Below are 3,762 nucleotides of genomic sequence, written 5' to 3' on the forward strand. Positions count from 1 at the left end.
CGGGGGGGGGGGGGGGGGGGCGCCCGGCCGCCCCCCCGCCCGCCCCCCCCCCCGCGCCCCCCCCCGCGCGCCCGCGGGGGGGGGGGGGGGGGGGGGGGGGCCCCCCCCCCCCCCCCCCCCCCCCCCCCCCCGCCGCACCACGGGGACCGGCCCCACGGGTTCCCCACGGAATTCCCGCGGAGCTCCGATTTCCCATGGAGCTCCGTCGGCTCTCCGGCGGAGCCCCGGTGAACGTGGGCCCGCGTGCCGGATCCCGACTGACGGATCCGGCCGCCCCACCCCACTGAACACCCCGCTGAAAGACCCGCGCAGCGGATACGGACAGGCCCCCGCACCCCCGTGCCGGGGGCCTGTCTCGTACTCTCTGCCGGACTACCGCTCCAGGACGCACCCCGAGGACCCATGCCCCGAGGCCGTTATTCGCTCTACGATCCGCACGATCACACCCCCCTCGGTGAAGAGCACTTCAACTGCGCGCCCGGCCCCTCCGGCTGGCGCTACCTCTCACGCACCACCACCCCTTCCGGCGACCCCGTGGGCTCCGTCGACCTGGCCATCGACGAACTGGGCCGCCCCATCCGGCTCGAACTCCACGCATCGGACTGGCAGGTGCGCGCCGCAGCCGTCGACGGCGTCACCTGGGTCCGCACCGACCCCACCGGAGCCCACGCCACCGAAGGCAATGTGCGCGCCCATGCCTTCACCGGCACTTCCCCGGCGTTCCTCGTCGCGATCTCCCGACTCCTGCGCCTCACCCCCGCTTCCCCCGAGACCCGCGTCCGGCTCGTCGCCTTCACGGATCCTGTGCTCGCCCCCCTGACGGTCGACCAGTCCTGGGCCTTGCTGAAAAGTGAAGCGCACGCCACTGACAACGGCCCCCTCGTCGTGGACGAGTACCAGGTCAGCGCCCTGGACACGGGGGAAAGGCACACCGTCCACCTGGCCGGGGACGTGGTGCTCGCGGCCCCCGGCATCGAACTCGAGGACCTCGAAACCCCACCGAACGTGCTCTGACCCCCCCTCTCCTGACCCCTCCTGACCTCTGCTGGGCATCGGGGGGTGACGGAGGAGTGAACGCGCCCACGCGCCGCTCGACGAGCGGGCGCGCAGCCGCCCGTCAGACCGGCGGCGCGAACCCGGTCGCAGGCGGCCCGGCCGGAGCGGACGGACCCGTCGGGCCCGTCGGACCCACCGACCCCGCCGGGCGGGAAGAGCCAGGGGCGCCGCAGCCCCCACCGGCGCCCCCTGTCACCCGCCCCGGCCCCGGAGCCGTACCGGAACCCGCCCCCGCGCCCGGCGCGGATCCCGTGAACACCCGCCGGGCTTCCCGTGCCTGCCGCTCGGCCACCACACCCGCCAGATACGCGGCGGCCGGCACCCCGGGCGGCGGGGGAGCCCCGGTCCGCGCCACCAGCTCGTCGGCCAGCCGCTCCGCGAGCCGCTGCCCGATCGCCGGGTCCAGCTGCCGCATCCGCGTCAGGTACTGCCGTATCTCCAGCCACAACCCGTCCGGCACGGCCGACAGGTCCAGCCCCGCGAACCGTCCCACCAGCCACGGCGGCGGAGGCGGCAGGACCATGGCCGAGCTCGCGGCAACCCGCTCCCGTACGACGAGGGTCCCGGCGAACACGTCCCCGATCCGCCGCCCCCGCTCCGACACGAGCGAGGCGATACAGGCGACGACACCGAAGGTCATCAGGATCTCCACGACCCCCATCGCCCCGCGCATCAGCGCGTGCCGGAACCGGATCGGTCCGCCGTCCTCCCGAACCACCCGGAGCCCACAGGCCAGCTTCCCGAGCGACCGTCCGTGCGTCAGCGTCTCCACGGCGATGGGTGCCCCGACCAGCACAAGCACGAAGGAGGCGATGTTGATCGCCGCCGTCGCGGCCTCGTCGAGCCCGGCGGTCGCGATCACGAGCACCAGGGTGAGCAGCAGATAGACCGTCCACACCACGACCGTGTCGAGCAGCAGCGCCAACGCCCTGGTCGGCAGCCGGGCCGGCTGCAACCCGAGATAGACGGCGTCCCCCGTCACCACCCCGTTCACGGATCCCACCCTCTCCTCGCACATCCCCGACGGACTTCCTCGACGGTCTTCCCCGGGCCCGCGTCGACCTTCCGCACCCCGTCCGAACGCCAGTCTGCCAAGCTGGCCCGCAGCGCGCCGCCGTGCGGACCCCATCGGAACCGCCGCCCGCCGACCGCGCCGCGCCCGTACGCCCCGTACGTCCCCACCTGCCGGGAGCAGCAGCCGACCATGGACCTCGACGTCTTCGTCACCGCCCACCGAGCGGAGTGGGACCGACTCGACCACCTGCTCCGTCGCGGCCGTCGCCTCACCGGCGCGGAGGCCGACGAGCTCGTCGCGCTCTACCAGCGCACGGCCACCCACCTCTCCCTGCTCCAGTCGAGCGTCCCGGACCCGATGCTCACGGCCCGGCTGACCCAGCTGATCGCCCGCGCCCGCGCCACGGTGACCGGCACCCGCCGCGCCTCCTGGCGTGACGCGGCCGACTTCCTGACCGCGGGTTTCCCGGCAGCGGTCTACCGGGCCCGGCACTGGTGGATCCCGACGGCGATCCTGTCCACGCTGCTGGCGGCGCTCATCGGCTGGTGGATCGGCGGCCACCCCGAGGTCCAGTCCGCCCTCGGCGCCCAGGCGGACCTGCGCGAGATGACCCGCCCCGGCGGCCAGTACGAGACGTACTACTCCAGCCACCCGGCCGCGTCGTTCTCCGCACAGGTCTGGACGAACAATGCCCAGGCCGCCGCTCTCTGCCTGGTCCTCGGGGCCTTCCTCGGGCTCCCGGTCCTGCTGATCCTCTTCACCAACATGCTCAACGTCGGCGTCGGCATCGGTCTGATGGCGTCCGCCGGCCGCCTCGACGTCTTCCTCGGTCTGATCCTTCCGCACGGTCTGCTCGAACTGACCGCGGTCTTCGTCGCCGCCGGTACGGGCCTCCGCCTCGGCTGGACGGTCATCGACCCCGGCCCCACCACCCGCCGTGCCGCGCTGGCCCAGCAGGGGAGGGCGGCCATCGGCATGGCGATCGGCCTGGCCCTGGTCCTTTTCCTCTCGGGCCTCATCGAAGGCTTTGTCACGCCGTCCGGCCTGCCGACGTGGGCCCGCATCACCATCGGCATCGGCGCTGAACTGGCATTTCTCGCGTACGTCTATGTGCTGGGCGGCCGAGCGGCCCGCGCGGGCGCCACCGGCGACGTCGCCGAAGCCGACCGAACCGCCGAGCTCCCGACCGCAGCCTGAACGGCACCTGACCGGCGGATGTGCAGAGCACGCCGCTGACCTGCTAGTCTCCTCTTCGCCCACAAAACCCATTGACACGGGTGGCGTGGGGAGGTAGATTCAAACGGTTGCCTGGAGCTGGACAAGCTCGGGGACCAAGCGTTAGACTCTCTCTCGCTCCGGTTGAGAATTCGACCTGGTTCGAAGACCACGGAGCCATCCCGATTCCTTATCCGAATCACGAAGTCGCCGATTAGGCCGACGGAAATGAATCTGATAAAGTCGGGAACACGCCGGAAGGGACCGGAAAGCAAAGACGAAAGTCGGAGCTTAAAGGGACCGGAAAGCACCGAGGAAATCGGGTCGGAAAGATCTGATAGAGTCGGAAACGTAAGAACGAAGGAAGCGCCCGGAGGAAAGCCCGCGAGGGTGAGTACAAAGGAAGCGTCCGCACCTTGAGAACTCAACAGCGTGCCAAAAATCAACGCCAGATTAGTTGATACCCCGTCCATCTT

3 protein-coding genes are annotated in these 3,762 nt (G+C 71.7%); 2 read left to right on the forward strand and 1 reads right to left on the reverse strand.

The window, feature by feature from the left end:
* Positions 1-402 precede the first annotated feature (402 nt).
* Positions 403-1,014, forward strand: a complete 612-nt coding sequence (locus ACIPXM_RS17875) for a hypothetical protein (protein WP_401656162.1) — start codon at positions 403-405, stop codon at positions 1,012-1,014.
* A gap of 103 nt (positions 1,015-1,117) precedes the next feature.
* On the opposite strand, the gene ACIPXM_RS17880 is transcribed toward ACIPXM_RS17875, so the two are convergent.
* Positions 1,118-2,050 (reverse strand): RDD family protein, encoded by a 933-nt coding sequence (locus tag ACIPXM_RS17880; protein WP_401656221.1) that lies wholly within the window; start codon positions 2,048-2,050, stop codon positions 1,118-1,120.
* A gap of 210 nt (positions 2,051-2,260) precedes the next feature.
* Between ACIPXM_RS17880 and ACIPXM_RS17885 the strand changes: the two genes are divergently transcribed.
* Positions 2,261-3,268 (forward strand): stage II sporulation protein M, encoded by a 1,008-nt coding sequence (locus tag ACIPXM_RS17885; protein ID WP_401656164.1) that lies wholly within the window; start codon positions 2,261-2,263, stop codon positions 3,266-3,268.
* Positions 3,269-3,762 lie beyond the last annotated feature (494 nt).

This window comes from Streptomyces sp. NPDC090025, from assembly GCF_044748125.1.
Classification (GTDB): Bacteria; Actinomycetota; Actinomycetes; order Streptomycetales; family Streptomycetaceae; genus Streptomyces.